1 protein-coding gene and 2 pseudogenes are annotated in these 2,001 nt (G+C 46.3%); 1 reads left to right on the top strand and 2 read right to left on the bottom strand.

Annotated elements, in window-relative coordinates; genetic code table 11:
* Nucleotides 1-216, bottom strand: a pseudogene (locus DXA05_RS25710) (hypothetical protein); the annotation flags it as partial.
* A 36-nt stretch (nucleotides 217-252) separates the two neighbouring features.
* Between DXA05_RS25710 and DXA05_RS25705 the strand changes: the two are divergent.
* A pseudogene (locus DXA05_RS25705) lies at nucleotides 253-637 on the top strand (single-stranded DNA-binding protein).
* A gap of 88 nt (nucleotides 638-725) precedes the next feature.
* On the opposite strand, the gene DXA05_RS26625 reads toward DXA05_RS25705, so the two are convergent.
* Nucleotides 726-917 (bottom strand): hypothetical protein, encoded by a 192-nt coding sequence (locus DXA05_RS26625; protein ID WP_054856345.1) that lies wholly within the window; start codon nucleotides 915-917, stop codon nucleotides 726-728.
* Nucleotides 918-2,001 lie beyond the last annotated feature (1,084 nt).

The following is a 2,001-nucleotide window of genomic DNA, read 5'->3' as shown; positions in this document are numbered from 1 at the left end:
TATTTGAAAGCCACTTATTTTTACCATGCAAAGGTAGCGTGATGCTGCGAAGGACTTCCTCCTTCTTGTGTGGCCGCTATCGCTGTGACCAATAAAATAGTGCGTAATCTTCCTTTTTCTTCCTCTCTGTCGTTCATCGCCAACAAGAAAAAGAGTATTGCGAACGATTTTCATGGTGCTTCCCACATGGTGCCACATCCCTGCTTTTGAATGCATGTAAAAATTAAGTTTCACTTTTAAATTCAATTCAAAATGAAAAAGATCGAGAACAACTTCACAGTTTCAGGTTTCGTAGGTAAGGATGCAGAAATCCGTCAGTTCGCAAACGCCAGCGTAGCACGCTTCTCATTGGCAGTAGGCCGTCAGGAGAAGAACGGCGAGGAAACCAACCGCGTATCGGCTTTCATGAATATGGAGCATGGCGCAAGAACGAGCACACCGAATCATTCGACAAGCTCACAAAAGGCACGTTGCTCACCGTCGAGGGTTTCTTCAAGCCAGAGGAATGGACAGACAAGGATGGCGTGAAGCACTCCAGAATCATCATGTTGCAACCAAGTTCTACGAGTGTCCCGACAAGGAGGAGACTCCTGCGGAAGAGCCGGCCAAGCCAGCAACCAAGAAAGGCAAGAAATAGCCTTTCCTCTCCATAACAAGGCGACCTCGGGTCGCTTTTGTTTTGCTCAGGGACATCAATCTGCTGTTATAGCGTGTGATAATCTTCTCTAATAACAACCATGTGCATTTATTAACCATAACGCAACGCCGTCTTCCTTTATTCTAACCACTTCGTCCCTCACCATTTGCGAAACGTCACCAAGATGGTTGGCATACAGATATTCCCGGCTGATGGCGACAAAGTCGCTATTAGCCAAGAAAGACAGTATGCCAAGGTCTGAACGCGAGAGGACTGCCATCTATGCCACAAGATGCCGAAGCCGAGGCTTCTGATAATTGTGTCCTTTACTGGCTATCCACTCGCCTTGATATTCAGACCGTCAATCTTGCGACAGCTTCACTACCCACCCACACCTGCTTTACTATTCTTCTTCTCTTTGACTGCAAAATATTTTCTGTTATAAGCGGTGGTTTCGTCCAAGTGCGTTGTATCGCTTCGCCCCACACCTTCAGAACGGCATTACTGTACGGACACCGCACGAATCCCATGTGACAGGTGCCTACAATGCACTATCAGAAACTGACACTTCTGATAACTGCCTTTATTGCTGTCTGGCTGTCCCATTATCGGGCTTCGGCAATGTCCGTGTAATGCCATTCTGCCCACCCATACCACCTTTACCACTAATCAACTGTTTTACAATTTCTCTTCTGCTATACAAGAGGCAGTTCTTGTCCACTCAGGCATATTGAATGTGGCAGACATGTCTGCTACGTCCAATCTGCCTCAGTGTCCTGCGGCAAGGACAAGGCACATTTGTCATGCTGACAAGAGTGCCCGATTTGTCCGTTACGCAACTGTCTCTTCTTACCTGATATACGTTACTATCTACCTCTTAATTATACTGCTACGCCCCACACCTTAGCGAAGCGTTACATGGTCTGTCGTCATACAGACATCCTTGGCTGATGGCAACACGTTGCTATTAGCCAAAGCTGACAGTATGCCGAAGTACCGACGCGAGAGAATTGTCTGTCCGTGCTACAAGCTATCAAGGCTGAAGCTTTGATGACTTGCATCCCGGTCAGCCAACACACTCGCTTTATGTCGGTACAGCAGACCTGCAAACACTTCACTGCCCACCCTTACTGTTTCATCTTTCTTCTTACCTCTTTATATATAACACATCATTCCTCTTGCAGCCAATATCAATAATCTTCTTCCAATCAGCGCAGTGGTAGGCATATTTCCTGCAAAGTTAGCCGCGTCTGAGACAATCGTCAAATTCTGCTTGAGGTCTTGTGACTGTGAACAATCTTCCTTTTCCTCGGAAAAGAGTATTCTTCACACATAATTTGTCTTTATGTCTTTTCTTGCGGCTT

Source organism: Bacteroides sp. AM54-2NS (assembly GCF_003602935.1).
GTDB lineage: Bacteria > Bacteroidota > Bacteroidia > Bacteroidales > Bacteroidaceae > Bacteroides > Bacteroides xylanisolvens.
Note: the sequence above shows the minus strand (reverse complement) of the source record. Positions and strands in the feature narration are given on the sequence as shown.

What these genes read in the sequence shown, in the direction of transcription:
- DXA05_RS26625 (WP_054856345.1), bottom strand. Translation starts at nt 917, where the DNA reads ATGGCAGTCCTCTCGCGTTCAGACCTTGGCATACTGTCTTTCTTGGCT.